General features: G+C 65.0%; 23 protein-coding genes and 1 pseudogene. 16 read left to right on the top strand and 8 right to left on the bottom strand.

Going from position 1 to position 16,923, the window contains the following annotated elements; genetic code table 11:
• Positions 1-132 precede the first annotated feature (132 nt).
• From purD to Q0X68_RS11090, 3 genes are read right to left on the bottom strand one after another with little or no spacing between them, the layout of a single operon-like run.
• Entirely contained in the window at positions 133-1,353 is a 1,221-nt protein-coding gene (gene purD, locus Q0X68_RS11100) for a phosphoribosylamine--glycine ligase (protein WP_297751677.1), read from the bottom strand.
• 29 nt (positions 1,354-1,382) lie between these two features.
• On the bottom strand, positions 1,383-1,565 hold the full coding sequence (locus Q0X68_RS11095; RefSeq protein ID WP_297751675.1) for a DUF6767 domain-containing protein: 183 nt from the start codon (positions 1,563-1,565) through the stop codon (positions 1,383-1,385).
• Positions 1,566-1,582: 17 nt separating this feature from the next.
• Complete coding sequence (locus tag Q0X68_RS11090) at positions 1,583-2,866, bottom strand: adenylosuccinate synthase (RefSeq protein WP_297751683.1); 1,284 nt, start codon at positions 2,864-2,866, stop codon at positions 1,583-1,585.
• 184 nt (positions 2,867-3,050) lie between these two features.
• On the opposite strand from Q0X68_RS11090, the gene dhaK reads away from it, so the two are divergent.
• The 8 genes and pseudogenes from dhaK (at position 3,051) to typA (ending at position 9,137) form a co-directional block, all read left to right on the top strand.
• Positions 3,051-4,049, top strand: coding sequence for a dihydroxyacetone kinase subunit DhaK (gene dhaK / locus Q0X68_RS11085; protein ID WP_297751673.1), 999 nt, complete (start codon positions 3,051-3,053; stop codon positions 4,047-4,049).
• Positions 4,046-4,666, top strand: a complete 621-nt coding sequence (gene dhaL, locus Q0X68_RS11080; RefSeq protein WP_297751670.1) for a dihydroxyacetone kinase subunit DhaL — start codon at positions 4,046-4,048, stop codon at positions 4,664-4,666. The genes dhaK and dhaL overlap by 4 nt, the downstream gene beginning before the upstream one ends.
• Positions 4,663-5,058, top strand: a pseudogene (dhaM, locus tag Q0X68_RS13175) (dihydroxyacetone kinase phosphoryl donor subunit DhaM); the annotation flags it as partial. The gene dhaL and the pseudogene dhaM, both read left to right, overlap by 4 nt.
• A gap of 21 nt (positions 5,059-5,079) precedes the next feature.
• Positions 5,080-5,373 (top strand): HPr family phosphocarrier protein, encoded by a 294-nt coding sequence (locus tag Q0X68_RS13170; RefSeq protein ID WP_366128271.1) that lies wholly within the window; start codon positions 5,080-5,082, stop codon positions 5,371-5,373.
• 41 nt (positions 5,374-5,414) lie between these two features.
• Complete coding sequence (locus Q0X68_RS11070; protein WP_297751664.1) at positions 5,415-5,846, top strand: DUF3151 domain-containing protein; 432 nt, start codon at positions 5,415-5,417, stop codon at positions 5,844-5,846.
• On the top strand, positions 5,843-6,715 hold the full coding sequence (locus Q0X68_RS11065) for a patatin family protein (protein WP_297751661.1): 873 nt from the start codon (positions 5,843-5,845) through the stop codon (positions 6,713-6,715). Before Q0X68_RS11070 ends, Q0X68_RS11065 begins: the two co-directional genes overlap by 4 nt.
• A 76-nt stretch (positions 6,716-6,791) precedes the next feature.
• On the top strand, positions 6,792-7,112 hold the full coding sequence (locus Q0X68_RS11060; protein WP_297751658.1) for a putative quinol monooxygenase: 321 nt from the start codon (positions 6,792-6,794) through the stop codon (positions 7,110-7,112).
• Positions 7,113-7,274: 162 nt separating this feature from the next.
• Positions 7,275-9,137 (top strand): translational GTPase TypA, encoded by a 1,863-nt coding sequence (typA, locus tag Q0X68_RS11055; RefSeq protein WP_297751655.1) that lies wholly within the window; start codon positions 7,275-7,277, stop codon positions 9,135-9,137.
• Between the two features lie 107 nt (positions 9,138-9,244).
• Here the strand turns inward: typA and Q0X68_RS11050 are convergent, their stop codons facing one another.
• Positions 9,245-9,892, bottom strand: a complete 648-nt coding sequence (locus tag Q0X68_RS11050; RefSeq protein ID WP_297751653.1) for a SatD family protein — start codon at positions 9,890-9,892, stop codon at positions 9,245-9,247.
• A 45-nt stretch (positions 9,893-9,937) separates the two neighbouring features.
• Between Q0X68_RS11050 and Q0X68_RS11045 the strand changes: the two genes are divergently transcribed.
• Complete coding sequence (locus tag Q0X68_RS11045; RefSeq protein ID WP_297751650.1) at positions 9,938-10,318, top strand: hypothetical protein; 381 nt, start codon at positions 9,938-9,940, stop codon at positions 10,316-10,318.
• A gap of 150 nt (positions 10,319-10,468) precedes the next feature.
• Complete coding sequence (locus Q0X68_RS11040; RefSeq protein WP_297751647.1) at positions 10,469-11,140, top strand: Pr6Pr family membrane protein; 672 nt, start codon at positions 10,469-10,471, stop codon at positions 11,138-11,140.
• Here Q0X68_RS11040 and Q0X68_RS11035 read toward each other — a convergent pair.
• The gene (locus Q0X68_RS11035) at positions 11,132-11,320 is read right to left on the bottom strand and encodes a hypothetical protein (RefSeq protein WP_297751685.1); all 189 of its coding nucleotides are present in this window, start codon (positions 11,318-11,320) and stop codon (positions 11,132-11,134) included. The two genes, Q0X68_RS11040 and Q0X68_RS11035, sit on opposite strands and share 9 nt — an antisense overlap.
• 32 nt (positions 11,321-11,352) lie before the next feature.
• Here Q0X68_RS11035 and Q0X68_RS11030 point away from each other — a divergent pair, with 32 nt between their 5' ends.
• The 5 genes from Q0X68_RS11030 (at position 11,353) to Q0X68_RS11010 (ending at position 13,689) form a co-directional block, all read left to right on the top strand.
• Positions 11,353-11,544 (top strand): D-arabinono-1,4-lactone oxidase, encoded by a 192-nt coding sequence (locus tag Q0X68_RS11030; protein ID WP_366128265.1) that lies wholly within the window; start codon positions 11,353-11,355, stop codon positions 11,542-11,544.
• Between the two features lie 373 nt (positions 11,545-11,917).
• Complete coding sequence (locus Q0X68_RS11025; RefSeq protein WP_297751644.1) at positions 11,918-12,187, top strand: hypothetical protein; 270 nt, start codon at positions 11,918-11,920, stop codon at positions 12,185-12,187.
• A 135-nt stretch (positions 12,188-12,322) separates the two neighbouring features.
• Entirely contained in the window at positions 12,323-12,838 is a 516-nt protein-coding gene (locus Q0X68_RS11020) for a hypothetical protein (protein WP_297751641.1), read from the top strand.
• Between the two features lie 30 nt (positions 12,839-12,868).
• A complete protein-coding gene (locus tag Q0X68_RS11015) occupies positions 12,869-13,237 on the top strand; it encodes a hypothetical protein (RefSeq protein ID WP_297751638.1) in 369 nt (122 codons plus the stop codon).
• A 35-nt stretch (positions 13,238-13,272) separates the two neighbouring features.
• Positions 13,273-13,689, top strand: coding sequence for a hypothetical protein (locus Q0X68_RS11010; RefSeq protein ID WP_297751635.1), 417 nt, complete (start codon positions 13,273-13,275; stop codon positions 13,687-13,689).
• Between the two features lie 66 nt (positions 13,690-13,755).
• Here Q0X68_RS11010 and Q0X68_RS11005 read toward each other — a convergent pair whose 3' ends face one another.
• Positions 13,756-14,658 (bottom strand): rhodanese-related sulfurtransferase, encoded by a 903-nt coding sequence (locus Q0X68_RS11005; protein ID WP_297751632.1) that lies wholly within the window; start codon positions 14,656-14,658, stop codon positions 13,756-13,758.
• Positions 14,633-15,568 (bottom strand): polyphosphate kinase 2, encoded by a 936-nt coding sequence (gene ppk2 / locus Q0X68_RS11000; protein ID WP_297751628.1) that lies wholly within the window; start codon positions 15,566-15,568, stop codon positions 14,633-14,635. The genes Q0X68_RS11005 and ppk2 overlap by 26 nt, the downstream gene beginning before the upstream one ends.
• Positions 15,569-15,700: 132 nt before the next feature.
• Between ppk2 and tpx the strand changes: the two genes are divergently transcribed.
• Positions 15,701-16,195 (top strand): thiol peroxidase, encoded by a 495-nt coding sequence (gene tpx, locus Q0X68_RS10995; RefSeq protein ID WP_297751625.1) that lies wholly within the window; start codon positions 15,701-15,703, stop codon positions 16,193-16,195.
• Positions 16,196-16,275: 80 nt separating this feature from the next.
• On the opposite strand, the gene Q0X68_RS10990 is transcribed toward tpx, so the two are convergent.
• On the bottom strand, positions 16,276-16,923 hold a 648-nt coding region (locus Q0X68_RS10990; RefSeq protein ID WP_297751622.1), incomplete at its 5' end, for an Abi family protein.

The raw sequence follows: 16,923 nt of genomic DNA, 5'->3' as shown, positions 1-16,923 counted from the left end.
CATCGATAAGCCAGGGTTGCCAAAGACCGGTCACTAACCGGCCTGAACGAGTGTGTTCACTGTCACATTCGCGCCCATCTATGGGCGCCAATCTGCCACCCAAGCGAGCGCGATGGCGCGTCGATGCGGAGGTCAGTGCGGGATGCCGATGTCGGTGCGGTAGAAACCGTCGACGAAATCCACCGCCGCCAGGTGCTCGTACGCGGCGGAGCGGGCGGCGTCGAGGTTGGCCCCCACCCCGACGGTACCCAGCACGCGCCCACCGCCCGCGGTGAGTGTGCCGTCGGTCAGGGTGGTGCCAGCTTGGAGCACCCAGACCGAGTCGGTGTCGTCGGGCAGCTCGATGCGGCAGCCACGCTTGGGGGTCCCCGGATAGCCGTCCGCAGCGGATACAACGACGACGGCGGCCCCGTCGCGCCACTGCAACGCCGTCTGGCTAGCGAGTTCGCCGCGTGCTGCCGCGCGCAGCACGGGCGCCAGCGGCGACTCGAGCAAGGCGAGCACAGCCTGGGTTTCGGGGTCGCCGAAGCGCACGTTGAACTCCACGACGCGCAACCCCTTCGTCGTCAGCGCGAGCCCGGCGTACAGCAGCCCCACGAAGGGAGTTCCACGCCTGGCCATCTCGTCAAGCGTTGGCTGCACCACGTCGCGCATGATGTCGTCAACGAGCCCATCAGGCGCCCACGGCAACGGGCAATACGCGCCCATGCCGCCGGTGTTCGGGCCTTCGTCGCCGTCGCCGACGCGCTTGAAATCCTGGGCGGGCAACAGCGGCCGGGCGGTGGAGCCGTCGCAGATGGCGAACAGTGACACCTCGGGGCCGTCGAGGAACTCCTCGATCACGACGCGCTCGCAGGATGCCGCATGCGCCAGGGCTGCGTCGCGGTCGTCGGTGACGACGACGCCCTTGCCAGCAGCGAGTCCGTCGTTCTTGACGACGTAGGTGGGGCCGAACTCGTCCAGTGCGGCGGCAGCCTCGTCGGCGGTGGTGCACACGCGCGCGTCCGCGGTGGGGACGCCGGCGGCGCGCATCACGTCCTTGGCGAATGCCTTCGAACCTTCCAACTCCGCGGCCGCAGCCGACGGGCCGAACACGTTGAAACCGCCCTCGCGCAGAACGTCGACGACGCCCGCCACGAGCGGCGCCTCCGGGCCAACCACGACGAGATCCACACCGAGCGTTCGCGCGAGGGCGAGCACATCGTCGGAATTGGATGGGTCTAGTGAGTGGCAGGTGGCGAACGCCGCGAGCCCGGGGTTACCGGGAGCTACGTGGAGCTCGCTTCCGTCGCGCACCAATGTGCGACCCAGTGCATGTTCACGGCCACCAGAGCCCAGCAACAGAATCTTCACAACCCGACCCTACCGCCGACGCTGGAAGGTCATGCCACCCGATGCCGTTCTCGCCACTCGCGCTGTTTCTCGCGCAGCAGTTCGCGCATCTCCGGATCTTCCATGACGAGCCGCACGGTCTGGCAGTCCTGCGGCCCGGTGCTCCCCGGCACGCATAGCGAGCAGGGGTCGCCGGGGCGAAGCGGGCACCTCGCAGTGGGACGCTTGCTCATATCGCGACGCTCCTGGCTCAGACGAGCGGGTTGATCGAGATGGCTTCTTCACGCCCGGGGCCCACGCCGATACCGGAGATGCGGCACCCGATGAGTTCCTCAAGGTGACGCACGTAAGCCCGGCAATTCGCGGGGAGTTCATCGAAGGATCGGCAACCGGAGATGTCTTCGGTCCAGCCGTCGACGTACTCATAGATGGGCTTGGCGTGATGCACCTCGGACTGCGTCATCGGGTAGTGCGGCAAGCGCTCGCCGTCCACCTCGTAGGCCACGCAGACCGGAATCTTCTCCCAGCCATCCAGAATGTCGAGCTTGGTGAGGAAAACATCGGTGAAACCGTTAATCTTCACCGCCTGCTCCACCAGCACAGCGTCGAACCATCCACAGCGACGGGGCCGGCCCGTCGTGGCGCCGAACTCGCCGCCCTTCTCGCGCAGCTTCTCGCCATCCTCGTCGAAGAGCTCCGTCGGGAACGGGCCTTCGCCGACGCGCGTGGTGTAGGCCTTGGCGATGCCGATGGTGCGGTCGATGCGGGTGGGGCCGATGCCGCCACCTGTGGCGGCGCCTGCCGCCGTCGGGTTCGACGACGTCACGTACGGGTAGGTGCCCTGGTCAACGTCGAGATGGTGTGCCTGAGCGCCCTCAAACAGCACGACCTTGCCCTCGTCGAGCGCGTCGTTGATGAACCGCCCAGAGTCGACGATGTAGGGCCGGATCGCATCCGCGTGGGCGAGCAGCGCGTCGACCACCTCGTCGATGATGATCGGGCGGCGGTTGTACACCTTGACGAGCAGCTCGTTCTTTTGATCGAGCGAGGCCTCGACCTTCTCGCGCAGAATCTTGGCGTCGAGGAGATCTTGCACCCGGATGCCGAGGCGGTTGATCTTGTCGGAGTAGCACGGCCCGATGCCGCGGCCGGTGGTGCCGATGCGGCGCTTGCCGAGGAAGCGTTCCGTCACCTTGTCGAGCACCTTGTGGTACTCGGTAATGATGTGCGCGTTCGCGGAGATCAGCGGGTGCTCGAACTGGACGCCGCGCTCCCTCAGCGTCGTCAGCTCCTCGTGCAATACGTCGAGATCGATCACCACCCCGTTGCCGAGCACCGTCGTGGTGTTCGGGTTGAGGATGCCCGACGGTAACAGGTGCATCACGAACTTCTCGCCATTCACGACGAGCGTGTGACCCGCATTGTTACCACCTGAATAACGCACGCAGAGATCGACGCGATCGCCCAGCTGGTCAACCGCCTTGCCTTTCCCCTCGTCTCCCCATTGAGCTCCGACGACAACGACGCCCGGCATGCACACACTCCAATCCATGAACAGACCCAGGAATCTCACCTGGGCCACCAACCATTCTACGTCCAAATCTGACAATGTCAGCATTCCCCGGTGCGCGGACGCCTTGAATGCTCAACGATGTGGTCGCCCCGCGCCCCCGATTGTCGGCGCGTTGCTACGCTGTTTGCGTCAGGAAGGGCCGGCAGTGAAAAAGCTCATCAATTCGCCGAACAGTGTTGTCGACGATGCACTCCGCGGCCTTGCCGCAACTCGTCCAGATCTGCGGGTCGACAGTGAGCACCGCGTCGTGTTTCGAGCCGATGAACCTCGACGCGGCAAGGTCGCCGTCGTCTCCGGAGGGGGCGCAGGGCACGAGCCCCTGCACAGCGGTTTCGTGGGCGAAGGGATGCTGGACGCCGCCGTCGTCGGAGAGATGTTCACCTCCCCTAATCCGACGCAGATTCTCACCGCCATCCAGGCTGTCGATGCTGACGCAGGGGTGCTGTGCATCGTCAAGAACTACACCGGCGACGTGCTGAACTTTGAGATGGCTACCGAACTCGCACAGGCCGAGGGCATCGACGTGCGCACGGTTATCGTCGCCGACGACGTCGCCGTCGAAGATTCCACCTTCACCGCTGGCCGGCGCGGCGTGGCGGGGACGGTGTTCGTCGAGAAGATCGTCGGTGCGGCGGCGGATGCGGGCGTGCCGCTCGACGAGCTGGTTGTGCTCGCCGAGCGCGTGTGCGCGAACGTGCGCTCGATGGGTGTGGCGCTGACATCGTGCGTGACTCCGGGCGCCGGGCAGCCGACGTTCGACCTTCCCGAGGACGAAATCGAGGTAGGCATCGGCATCCACGGCGAGCCGGGCAGGCGCCGCGAGCCGCTCGTCGAGGCGTCGTCGATTGCCCGAACACTCATCGAGCCCATCCTTCACGACCTCGATTTCGCCGGCCACCGCGCCGCTCTGCTCGTCAATGGGCTTGGCGCGACGCCGCTCATCGAGCTGCAACTCATGACCGGCGAGGTGCTGCCGCTGCTTCGGAAAGCCGACGTACAGGTGGCGCGGTGCGGAATCGGCAACTTCGTCACGTCGCTCAACATGGCGGGCTGCTTCATCACGCTGCTGCGTGCCGACGACGAGATGTTGCGCTGGCTCGATGCCCCATCGCCGCTCGAGGGCCTCGCAAAGGTGCTGCCATGATCGCCGTCGGCACCGTGGCAAGGTGGCTGCGACGGTTTGATGCGCTCGTTGCCAACCACGAAGCACACCTCACTGAGTTGGACTCCCACATCGGCGATGCCGACCACGGCGTGAACCTCGTCCGAGGCATGCACGAGACCCTCAACGCGCTGGATGCCCCGACGCTGCAGACGCAGAGCAAGGCAATCGGCATGTCGCTGCTGCGCCATGTGGGCGGCACGAGCGGCCCCCTGCTCGCCACGCTGTTTTTACGCATGGCCGCGGCGTTCCCCGTCGATGCTGTGGAGGTGAACGATACGCAGTTCGTTGAGGCACTCCGCGCCGGCGTCGACGGGCTCGCGCAGCGCGGCAAGTCGGAGCTGGGCGACAAGACCATGTTCGACGCCCTCTCCCCGGCGGTCGCGACACTCGAGTGCGAGCACGCCGCCGGCACGCCGTTTCCCGAAGCCGCGGCCCGAGCCGTCGCCGCTGCCGCGCGTGGGCGGGATGCCACGGCAGCCATGGTGGCGCGCAAGGGCCGGGCGTCGTATTTGGGTCAGCGCTCCGTCGGGCACATCGACCCGGGCGCCGCATCCGCGACGCTGCTCGTCCAAGCGCTGGCGGAGGTGGTGGCATGAGCGTCGGCATCGTCGTCGTATCGCATTCGGCCCCGCTCGCTCAGGCCGCGCTCGACCTCGCGGCCGTCATGGTGCACGGCGAGATGCCACCTGTGGCGATTGCCGCGGGTATGCCCGACGGCTCGCTCGGCACGGATGCCGCCACCGTCATGACGGCCATTGAGGGCGTGGCTAGCAGCGACGGCGTCGCGGTGTTCGTCGACATGGGGTCGGCCATCATGAGCGCCGAGACCGCTATCGACTTGCTGGATTCGCCGCACCCGGTGCGCATCGCAGCCGCGCCGCTCATCGAGGGGCTCACCGCTGCGTTAGTCACAGCCGCGATGGGGGGCTCGCTCGACGAGGTTATCGCCGCCGCCGAATCGGCGCTCGACGCCAAGTGGGCCGCGCTCGGCCGGGGCCCCGTCGACGCTGTGGAGCCCGCGTCCGACTCGTCGAACGGGAACTCAGCCCAGGTGTTGCTCACCTCGCCGATCGGGTTGCACGCGCGACCGGCGTCCAAGCTCGCTGCCCTCGCGATGGAGTTCGACGCCGAGATTTCGATCGCCCGAGGCGATGGGCAGCCCGTCAATGCCAAATCGACGGTGAGCCTCATGGCGCTCGGCGCGGTGTGCGGCGACATGCTGCACGTCTACACGCAAGGCCCGCAAGCCGCAGCCGCGCAGGATGCCGTCGTAAAATATATCGCGAGCGGGCTCGGAGAGTAGCCGACGGTGACCATTCCGCGCCGGGGCACTAGGCTATGCCCATGACCGAGACGCATCCGAACTTGATGGCCACCGACGTTCGGGTAGAACTGCCCGTCGATCCTGCCGTGGAGGCTATCCGGGAGGCTGGCAAAGAAGGCTTCCTGGACGTCGTGGCCGCCCACCCGCAGTCGTCGCTCGTGTGGGCGCTGTTGGCGGAGGCGTGTCTGCGTGACGACACGCTCGCGTCGTCCATCGCCGCCTACGCCTACGCGCGCACCGGCTACCACCGCGGGCTCGATGCGCTGCGTCGAAACGGATGGAAAGGCACCGGGCACGTGCCGTGGGAGCACGCGCCCAACCGCGGGTTCCTGCGTGCATTGTGGGCGTTGAGCGTAGCCGCAGGGCGAATCGGGGAAGCCGACGAACAGGCGCGCTGCGCCCAGTTCCTGCGCGATTCCTCCGAAACTGCCTTCCAGACGCTGGCCCAGTGATCGCCGGCGACGTCGCCCTCGTCCTCGAGGGCGGTGGCATGCGCGCCGCATGGAGTTCCGGCGTGCTCAACGTCCTGCTCGAACGCGACGTCCGCACTGGCTGGGTGGGCGGTATTTCCGCAGGTTCCACCTGCACGGTCAACTGGCTCGTCCGAGACCGCGAGCGTACCCGTCGCGCATTCACCGAGTTCGCCGCCGAACGCGACTTCGGTGGTTGGGGCTCCTGGGCGCGTGGCCGCGGCTACTTCAACGCGGAGTGGATCTACGAGCGTTCCAGTCTCCCCGGTGAGGTGCTCCCCCTCGACTTCGATGCCGTGCAGGCCAACCCCGCGCCCTTCGCCATCGGCGGCTTCCGCGCTACTGACGGCGCGATGGTGTACTGGAGCAGAGAAGATATCGAGGAGCCGCTGGACCTTCTCAGACGGGTGCGGGCGTCGTCGACGATGCCGCTGCTCATGCCCTGGACGGTGATCGACGGTGAGGTCTACTGCGACGGCGCCCTCGGCCCTACCGGCGGCTACCCCATCGACGCGGCGAAGGCGGCCGGGTTCCGACGCTTCCTCGTCATCACCACCCGCACCCGAGACTACGTGAAGGGCCCGCAGCGCGCCCGGCGAGCGATGCGGGCGGCGCTGCGGCGCTACCCCGCCGTCGCCGAGGGGTTGTTCGCCCGGCCCGCTAACTACAACCGCACCCGCGAGGAGCTCTTCGACCTCGAACGGGACGGACACGCCCTCGTGCTGAGCCCGGATCGCATGCCCATCACCAACGCCGAGCGCAATGTCGCCCGTCTCACCGACGTGTACATCCAGGGCGTGGCACAGACCCGACGCGACCTCCCGCGGATCCTCGACTTTCTGGGCGCGTGACCTGGGGCTTGGCCCGCGCGCAGACCACGGCGAGCTTCGGCGAGCATCCGTTGATCGGAGCGCCTAGGCTCGAGGCATGATCTTTATCGTCGTCAAGTACCAAGTGAAGCCCGAGTCCGTCGACCAGTGGATGGACGCCGTCGCCGAGTTCACCGCCGCCACCCGCGCCGAGGAGGGCAACCTCTGGTTCGAGTGGTCGCGCTCGGTCGAAGATCCGAACGAGTTCGTGCTCGTCGAGGCGTTCAAGGACGGCGCCGGCGAAGCGCACGTCAATGCTCCGCATTTCCAGGCCGGCCTCGAAGCTATGCGTCCACATCTGGCGGCCACGCCCAAGATCGTCTCCCGCACCGTCGAGGGCGAAGGCTGGGACGAGATGGGCGAACTGCAGGTCAGCTGACCGCGTTGACCTCCGGCGGCGCGCTTCGCCGTCGCATCGTCGCTCTCACTCGTCGGGGAGCGTTCCCCGCCTAGTGCACCACATGTCACCTTCCCGGGCACGACTAGGCGGAGGGGCCTCGACGCGCGTACACTCAGCACGGCCCAAATGTGAGGAGCGCCCATGCCCACCCGTGAAGATCTGCGAAACGTCGCCATCATCGCCCACGTCGACCACGGGAAGACCACGCTGGTCGACTCGATGCTGTGGCAGTCCGGCGCGTTCCGCGAAGGTGCCGACGTCGACGCCCGCGTGATGGACTCGATGGATCTTGAGCGCGAGAAGGGCATCACGATCCTCGCGAAGAACACGGCGATCAAACACCGTCGCCCCGACGGCACCGACGCCGTCATCAACATCATCGACACCCCTGGCCACGCCGATTTTGGCGGCGAGGTGGAGCGCGGCCTGGAGATGGTCGACGGCGTGATCCTCCTCGTCGACGCGTCTGAGGGGCCACTCCCCCAGACCCGCTTCGTGTTGCGCAAGGCGCTCGCCAAGCAGTTGCCCATCATCGTGGTGGTGAACAAGGTAGACCGCTCGGATGCGCGCATCAGCGCCGTCGTCGACGAAACCTACGACCTGTTCATGGACCTGCTCGACGACGACGCTGCCGACGGCCTCGACTTCCCCATCGTCTACGCATCCGCGAAGGCCGGCCGGGCTTCGCTCACCCAACCCGCCGACGGCAGCATGCCCGACTCCACGACGCTCGAACCGCTGTTCGCAACGCTGTTCGAGCACATCCCGGCGCCCACGTACGAAGAGGGTGCGACGCTGCAAGCCCACGTCACGAACCTCGACGCCTCGCCCTACCTAGGGCGTATTGCGCTGCTGCGCGTGGTGGGTGGAGAGCTGCGTCGCGGCCAGCAGGTGGCGTGGTGCAAGCGCGACGGGAGCGTCCAAACCGTGAAGCTGACGGAATTGCTGATGACCGAAGCCCTCGAGCGCAAGCCCGCGGAGAAGGCGGGGCCGGGCGATATCGTCGCCATCGCAGGTATCCCAGAGATCATGATCGGCGAAACCATCTCTGATCCCGAGAACCCGAAGCCGCTGCCGCTCATCCACGTCGACGAGCCGTCGATCTCCATGACAATCGGCATCAATACCTCGCCGCTGGCGGGCAAATCAGGAAAGAATCTCACGGCTCGGCTCGTGAAGGCGCGCCTGGACCAGGAGCTCATCGGCAATGTCTCGATTCGCGTGAGCAACACCGACCGCCCCGACACGTGGGAGGTGCAGGGCCGAGGTGAGCTGCAGCTGGCGATCCTCGTCGAGATGATGCGCCGCGAATCGTTCGAGCTCACCGTCGGCAAACCGCAGGTGGTCACCAAAATGATCGACGGCAAGCTACACGAACCCACCGAGCGACTCACCGTCGACGTGCCCGAGGAGTTCCTGGGCACCGTCACGCAGCTGATGGGGCTCAGGCGCGGGCGCATGGAGACGATGGTGAACCACGGCACCGGCTGGGTACGACTGGAGTTCATCGTGCCGGCGCGTGGCCTGATTGGGTTCCGCACCGAATTCCTCACGGAAACGCGCGGCACTGGCATCATGAACCACGTTGCCGAGGGCTACGAACCCTGGCACGGCAACTTCCGCACGCGTCCGACCAGCTCGCTCGTCGCCGACCGCACCGGCGTCGTCACCTCCTACGCGCTGTTCAACCTCCAGGAGAGGGGAACGATGTTCGTCGGCCCCGGCGCCGAGGTGTACGAAGGCATGGTGGTGGGAGAAAACCCGCGCCCGGACGACATGGACGTGAACCCCACCAAAGAGAAGAAGCTCACCAACGTGCGCTCCTCCACTGGCGAGGAGCTCGAGCGGCTCGTCCCGCCGAAGCAGCTGTCGTTGGAGCAGTCGCTCGAGTTCTGCGCGGCCGACGAGTGCCTCGAGGTGACGCCTGAGATTGTGCGGATTCGCAAGGTGCACCTGAGCGCCCACGAGCGCTCCAAGATCCGCAACCGCGAAAAGAGGGCCTGAGCGCAGCGCCGCCGACGGTGCCGAGCGCCCGTTTGACCGTTTTCCTCCACGCCTGCAAAAAATCGCCGAAAGCTGGGGGGTCGTCGGCTTCTAGTGGAGGATAACGGTCACTTTTCGTCGGTACCTCCCAGCGCGGTGAGCGCCTGCGCCATCGCGAGCAGCGGGCGGAGCTGGTTGTTGTTCACCCGCTGGGAGTTCGCTGACGCGGTAATCCCCAGGCGCTCCGCAGCCTGCTGGTTGTCCAGCCCCTCATACAGCGCAGAGAACGATTCCCGCGCCCCCGCGCCAAGCGCCGCGAGGTGCGCATCGATGAGTTGCGCCGCCGGCTCCACAAGCGGATTCGCGGAAGGTGTGTCGTCGCGGACGGCGGTGCGGAGGCCCCGTCGGCCAGGCTCACGCGACTGCTGCTCCACCGCCTCGATCGCTTCCCGCGCGAGCACCCAGGCGGAGCCGTCCTGGATGCCGCGCTCGGAGTCGATGATCCTCACCTCGCCCACGCCGATGCCGAAGCGGAGATCGACGTGCCCAGCCAGCAGGTTGCGAAGGGCGAATGTGGCGGCGAAGGCCTCGCCGAGTGTTGCGTAGACGCCCTGGATTTCGTCACCCACCGTGACCCGCAGCGGATCGAGTTGGGCTATGTTGGCGTTGGTTTGGGCGATGGCATCGAGCACGTACGCGTGGGATTGTCCGCGATCCGAGGCGCGCGAACTGACGATGTCCGCCACCACCGCTGCACATGTAGAAAAAACCTGCATTTCTTCCATATGAAGATAATAGCTTAACCACACTGGAGGGAAGCCATGCATGTACTCCTGCAGGCGCTGATCATCGCTGGCTGTGGCCTCCTGGCGGTGTTCGCAAACCCGGTGATCCGGGCGCTGCTGCGTCACATCAACCCGCCGCAACCGAACCCTGACCCGACGATCCTCGACACTTGGCAAAGGCTTCCGGGCGGTCGCTGGATCGGCATGCTGGAACGCGCCGCCACCTACGCCTGCATCGTCGCGGGCTTCCCGTCTGGCCTCGCATTTATCCTTGCCGTCAAGGGTTTGGGGCGCTACCCCGAGCTGCGCAATGGCGACGACCCCCGGCTCGGCGAGGTGTTCATCATCGGTACGTTCGCCAGCATACTGTGGGCTTGCGCGTTTGCGGGCATCGCCTACGCGCTCGTGAGGCTGTAGGCCGACGACGGCACGGGCATCTGCGAAAGTTGACCGTTATCCTCCACGAGAAGCTCGCGACCCCCTCGCTGAGGCGATTTTTTGCAGACGTGGAGGATAACGGTCATCGGCGCAATCTCGCTGCCCGGCTGATCCCCTAGGATCTCCGCCATGCATGTTCTACCCCGCGCGGCTTACGCGGTGCTCGCCCTGTGCGCCCTGACCGGAATCATCACATCGTGGATCATCGGCTGGGAGGGCTCCTCCGGCGTCGGCGGGTTCATCTTCGGGCTCGTGGTGACGCCATTCACGCAACTCAGGTTCTTCACCTTCATGTCGAATCTGCTGGTTGCCATATCTGCACTTGACTTGGTGTTCCGCCGCGACTGGGCGCGAAGCTGGCACGTCGTCCGCCTCACGGCCACCATCTGCATCGTGATCACCGGCATCGTGTTCAACCTGCTGCTCGATACCGGCGGGCACGCAGGGCTCCCTGGCATCAACAACTTCTTCGTGCATATTCTGACGCCCATCCTCACACCCATCGCGTGGCTGCTGTTCGGGCCCCGGCAGACCACCTGGCGCCGCATCGGTTGGGCCACGATCATCCCGATCGTGTGGCTGGTGGTGACGCTCGTCCGAGGCGCCATCGTGCACTGGTACCCGTACACCATCCTCGACGTCGACACCCTCGGCGCCGGGGTGAGCCTCTACATCGTGGCGATCCTCGTGTTCTTCTTCGTCTTCGCCGCCGCGATGTGGCTGGTGGACGCGTGGCGTCGTCGGCGCGCCCCGAGGCCCGTCGCGGATTCGCCGGCCACCGCGGTGCTCCCCCTAGACTGAGCCCCACGCCCACATCGTCGCACACGCCCCCTCCGATGCTCTCCTCGCCGCGCTGGGCGGGACGAGCACGCCCTTCTCGGCCGTCGACGTGGCCGCGTTCGAGCACAACGCCGCCTTCAACCCGCTGTGCTGGCTGGCTTCCAAGATGTCCGCGATGGCCCCTGGGCAATCGGCTGGCATCGTCGACGATCAGCGACCGCCGCTACCGCGACGTGGCGCACGAGGTGTTCGCGAGCCCGCGCCGGGTGCGGTTCTTCGAGATGGAGTACGCCGTCCCCCTGCCCGACAGCCCCGCGGTCGTGCGGGAGATCCGCGAGCTGATCGACCGTCGAGGTTGGCGCATCAGCTTCCCCATCGAGTACCGCTCGGCCGCCGCAGACGTCCCGCTCTCGACGGCGTACTAGCGCGAATCGGCGTACATCGCATCCACCGATACCGTCGTGACAAGCGCTCTGGCTACTTCCGCGAGGTGGAGGCCATCCTTCGCGCCGCCTGCGGCAGCCCCCGCTGAGGCAAGAGCACCCGCTTACCCACGACGACCTCGCAGGCCTCTACCCCCCCCCACCTGGGCGAGTTCACAGCCCTGCCCGACCGGTTGGACCCCGGCCGGAGGTGCTCGTCGCCCTAGCTGGAGACGGTGCTGGGCTGACGTCGGGCGGCGTGTTGCGCTTGCAAGCCCGAGTTGAGCCATGCGGCGGGTACGCTAAGGGCATGGAACGACGTCATGTGACAGGATCTGACTCCCGGGTGAAGTTCGCGCCCAGCTCACTCAGACGCATGGCCGCTGACCATGTCGAGCGATGCACGACCGCGTCGTCAGCGGCAGCGCAGGCGCTCGGTGGAGCGACCTCCTTCCCCTTGCCTCCGATGGCGAGTGAATTGCAATCATCGATCGAATCGCTGCTCAGCGAACTGACATCAACCACCAAGCTTCTCGACGAGATGACCGAGTCGTTCCGCCAGCGCGCGGAGGCGACGGCAACAGAGTACGAGACAGTGGAGAGCCGCCACGCCGAACTGATCAACACGACGTTGGGGGCACTATGAGCACCATTTGCGCAACGATCTCGCAACAGACCATCCGGGACGCCGACACGGTCTTGGGCAAGTTGGGCATGAGCTTCAGGGTGAGCGAGGCGATCGAGCGCATCGATTTCGATCCCGCCCCCAGCGCATGCTTCCGTGGAGCGGCTCATTGATGCTGCAGAGGCGATCAAGTCGGGCAAGCCCCTCGATTGCGCCCAACTCTTCGGAGAGTGGCGGGGTGAGGCAGCCGAAGCCGCCTGCGACTACGCTGAATGTCAGCGAACCTTCTGGGAGCAGGTCGCTGATTTCTTCCTCTGGCTCGCTGAGAACACCCTGCAGATCCTTGACTACATCGTGGACGCCGTCCGCTGGCTGGCCACTTGGGTCGCCTGGATCGCAACGGTCGCGGCAATGTTCATCTTCGTCATCGACATCATCGCATTGGTGGTCACAGGAGGAGCCGGCTCGGTAATTGCCATCCTTAAGGCGCCGGTGTTCGCGTTCCTGGGCAGTGTCACGCTCGTGGCCGGAGTCCTCTCATTCCTGCTGTATCTCATCAATCTGGGCATCGAATGGCTGGAGACGCTCGTGCGCGATCAGCGTGCCAAGTTCTGTGGCCAAGGCCTCCCGAGCCTCCCGGATTGGGATCCCGAGTACTACCCCCCCCTGTAATCCCCTCCGGGGAAGGAGCGTGACACCTTTATGTCGGACTTCGAACGGATTCTCCAAAAACTGGCCACCGGGCCCGGCCCCGCGTCGGAACAGCACACCGCGTACGACGATGACAACGTGGTGACGATGCGTTCCGGGCCTGAGACCATCGTCTCCCTCAACACCATGGCAGGGGTGGATGAGACTGCTCGGGCCAGGCTGGAGCGCTCGTTGACGCAGGCTCTGCAGCGGCTGCTCGAACAGGACAGTCCCTTTGCCCGGACGCTCATCAACGAGATCCAGCCGATGATGGGTCTGGATGAGTTCCAAGCGCGAATGCACGCCCAGGCCGAGGAGTGGCAGGCGCGAAGCGATGCGCTCAAAACACGCCTCCACCGGGTACGGGGCGCTTCGGAATGATCCAAGCACGCTACTCCCGGGCTTGGTGGCTCGGGATGGCAAGCATCGGAATTACCTGCATCGCCCTACCTGCAACAATCGTCGCGCTCTCCGATTCGTTCACCTGGGGCGGCTTCGTCACAGTCCTCTTGGTGTGCCAATGGGGCGGTTTCGGTGTCATGTTCTTGGCAAGAAGTCGGACGACGGTGTTCGTGTCATCGCAGGGTCTGGAGGCCAAGGGGCTGGGCGCTTGGCGTTTGCAGTGGCATGAGCTCTCCGAGGTTCGTCGCCGTGAGCACCGTGTCCTCTTGGCCCCCAAGCCTGAAGCACTTCGCCGGGTGTCCGTGCGCAATGCGGCAAGCTGGAGCAGATGGTTCTCATCCGGTGGGGGGCCCACGAACGTCATCACCTTACCTGTCACGACGCTCTCATCCTCCGCCAGGGCAGCAATTGAGGAGCACCTCACACACTGAGCATCCCTTCGGGGCTGATGCTCGGGTCCGGCCGGGCACGCGATGTCGGACCCGGGCCCTCGGCTCTCACGCGTGCGCCACGCACCTGGGCTCGCACGTCCGACAGGCCACCATCTGCTCGGTGCAGGAGACGTCCGCACAGTCGCCGACGTGCTTCGTCGGCTTGCCGCACACCGAACACACACCGACGACGGCGGCCCCCTCGTCGAAGTCGACGACGCCGCGGCGGTCGAAGACGTAGAGCGAACCTTCCCAAAGACCGTCGTTGCCGAACTCTTCTCCGTATCGCACGATGCCACCGTCGAGCTGGTACACCTCTTCGAAGCCGCGGTGTTTCATGAGCGACGAGAGCACCTCGCATCGGATTCCGCCGGTGCAGTAGGTGACCACGGGTTTGTCTTTGAGGTGGTCGTACTTGCCGGAGTCCAACTCTCCGACGAAGTCGCGGGTGGTGGTGACGTCGGGGATGATGGCGTCCTTGAAGCGCCCCACGCCGGCCTCGTAGGTGTTGCGGCCGTCGAAGAAGACGGTATCAGGCTTGGCTTCGACGAGTTCGTGCAGCTCGTGCGGCTTCAGATGGATCCCGCCGTCGACGACGCCCTGCTCGTCGACGCGAATCTCGTCGGGCACGCCGAAGGTGACGATCTCGGCGCGCGCTTTGACGCTGAGGCGGGGGAAATCGTCGGCGCTGCCGTCGGACCATTTGATGTCGGTGCCCTTGAATCCGGGGTAGTCGCGCAGGAGGCGTACGTAGCGTTTCAGTGCGTCGAGGTCACCGCCGAGCGTGCCGTTGATGCCGTGCGGGGAGACGATGACGCGCCCGCGCAGGCCGAGCGAGCCGGCGAGCGAGAGCTGCCAGTGCTTGACCGCCTCCGGGTCTGGCAGTGGCGTGAATTTGTAGAACAAGATGACCTTCTGCACGAGGCGATCATCCCACTCCTGGTTAGTCGGTGTCTTCGCGGCCCTCATGAATGGGGTGTGATTTGTCTGCGTGGTTATGACGGCCACGCGTGACGATGAGCGGGTCGGTCGGTTTGATCTTCGACGGGTCCTTGCCGTCGTAGTCGTGAAGGTCCAGGAACAGGCGCATGGCGTTCAGGCGGGCGCGCTTCTTGTCGTTGGACTTGATGCGGTACCACGGCGCCAGCGCGGTGTCGGTGTGTTTCAGCATGGCCGACTTTGCGGCGGTGTAGTCGTCCCAGCGTCCCAGGGATTCGAGGTCCATCGGGGACAGCTTCCACTGGCGAACCGGGTCGATCTGACGGATGGCGAAGCGGGTGCGCTGTTCGCGCTGCGTCACCGAGAACCAGAGTTTCGTGACGGTGATGCCAGACTCGATCAGCATCTCTTCGAAGATGGGCGCCTGGTGGATGAAGATGTTGTATTCCTCGTCGGTGCAAAAGCCCATCACACGTTCGACGCCGGCGCGGTTGTACCAGGATCGGTCGAACAGCACGATTTCGCCGGCCGTCGGGAGGTGTTCGACGTATCGCTGGAAGTACCACTGTCCTTGTTCGCGCTCGGTGGGCTTGTTGAGTGCGACGACGCGCGCCGTGCGGGGATTGAGGTGCTCGGTGAAGCGCTTGATCGCGCCACCCTTACCCGCGGCGTCCCGGCCTTCGAAGATGATGATGTGCTTGGTGCCGTGATCTTGCGCTGAGTACTGGAACTTCAGCAGCTCGATTTGGAGCTCGCGCTTTTCTTTCTCGTATTCGGTTCGACCGAGGAGATCGTCGTACGGGTAGCGGTCGCGCCAGGTTTCCACGGCGTTGCCCAGGGGGTCGATGAGGTACGGATCTTCCCCGTGCACGTCCGTGACGGTGTATCCCTCGTCGCGCATCTGGTCGATGTACTCGCGCAGGTTTTGGTTACGGCTCATAGGGCCTAGTTCATCATCTTCTGCTGAACAGAAGGTGAACTTTGACGGTTCTGCCACTTGTGCAGCCATGTTCGCTGTTGGCTGCAGCATCGAGGTATTGATTCTGTGGCGATCGTTGGCAAGGATCGAGGTATGGCAGACATCACGTTCAAGGATTCCCCCGTCACCACTATTGGTGAGCTCCCCGCTGTGGGCTCGAAGGCTCCTGGCTTCGATCTCGTCGGTTCGGATCTCTCCCCCGTCACGCTGGCTGACTTCGCCGGCAAGAAGATCGTGCTCAACATCTTCCCCTCGCTGGACACCGGCGTGTGCGCCAAGAGCGTCCGCACCTTCAACGAGAAAGCAACCGGTCTGGAAGGCACCGTCGTGCTCAACGTATCGATGGATCTCCCCTTTGCGCAGGCCCGCTTCTGCGGCGCAGAGGGCATTGAGAACGCCATTGTCGCGTCGGGTTTCCGTTCGAGCTTTGGCTCCGACTACGGCGTCACCTTCACCAGCGGTCCGCTCGAGGGGCTCTTCTCGCGCTCGGTCGTTGTCATCGACGGTGACGGCACCGTCGCGTACACCCAGCAGGTGGCAGAAACCACTAACGAGCCGGACTACGACGCAGCCCTCGCTGCGCTCTGAGTTCCAACTGCACCTATTCCGGTGGGCCAGCCCCTGCGCTTCGCGAGGGCTGGCCCACCGGTTTTTGTCAGTGGGGTTCGCTACACGGTACGGGGCGTAGGAGCCATTTCGCCGTACCGAGCCGGTTCGGCGATCCCCCGCGCAAAGAGTGGATTCTTGTTCAGGATTGGTTCAACGGTGTCTTGTAACCAGGTGCCCGAGATTCCAGAACGGGTAGCAACGTCATCGAGTGCGACGAGGATTTTGTATATTGAATGGTCCGAGAAGTTTCGATAACGCTGCTTGACTCGTCTGGCGGTCTTGGGCTGCAGGCCTGGAACGTCAAGCACCCGGTGATTCCACAATTGAGCACAATGAGCTACCCGGTTGCGCAAGTAGACGAATGATTTCACCTGCCCGGGCAGGAGCCTACGAGAGGTACTCATCGACTCGGCAATGTCATCTAACACGCCAGAGTCTTTGGAAGCCTCTATGAGGCGGGATAGGCTGCCAAATGAAAACGCCTCTACCGCAACCCAAATCGGCATACGGTTATACGCCTCAGGCTTGTAAATATTGCCTTGCTTAATGTCGTCGCGGTAGTGGGCGACGAACGCTTCGTTACTACGGTCAAGGTTAGCAAGGGCGTGCTCTTCGACACGGTCAACATCTGCGCGGGCTGGCTGGGTAAAGCGGCTCTTCACAATCGAGGGTGTAGTCGGGGTTTGAATCCGCCGACCTCGAGGAGG

Source organism: uncultured Tessaracoccus sp. (assembly GCF_947286155.1).
Lineage (GTDB): Bacteria > Actinomycetota > Actinomycetes > Propionibacteriales > Propionibacteriaceae > Arachnia.
This window is presented reverse-complemented; position numbering and strand designations above follow the sequence as displayed.